General features: G+C 55.1%; 1 protein-coding gene. It reads right to left on the bottom strand.

Features of this window, described 5'->3' with window-relative positions; translation table 11 throughout:
• Positions 1-379, bottom strand: a 379-nt coding sequence (locus GWK61_RS61770) for an ATP-binding cassette domain-containing protein (RefSeq protein WP_194922425.1), incomplete at both ends; no start/stop codon positions are given.

Here is a 379-nt window from a genome sequence, read left to right as displayed (position 1 = left end):
GCGCAGCCCATAGATTTTTTCGATAAGCTCTGCGGTAACAATCTCTTTCGGCGCGCCCTGTGCGACAATATTACCTTCGCGTAATGCAATCAAATGCGTGGCGTATCGGCAGGCCTGATTCAGGTCATGCAGGACGGCGGCGAGCGTATAGCCTTTTTCGCGGTTGAGATCGCTTAACAACTCCAGCAAATTAATTTGATGGCTAATATCCAGCCACGTTGTCGGCTCATCCAGCAGCATGATGGACGTTTCCTGCGCCAGCACCATGGCTATCCACGCCCGCTGACGTTGGCCGCCGGACAGAGTGTCTACACTTTGCGCCGCCAGTGAGGTGATACCTGTTGCACGCATGGCACTGGCGACGGCATCGGCATCTTCC

Source organism: Catenulispora rubra, from assembly GCF_015356825.1.
Taxonomy (GTDB): domain Bacteria; phylum Actinomycetota; class Actinomycetes; order Streptomycetales; family Catenulisporaceae; genus Catenulispora; species Catenulispora rubra.
This window is presented reverse-complemented; position numbering and strand designations above follow the sequence as displayed.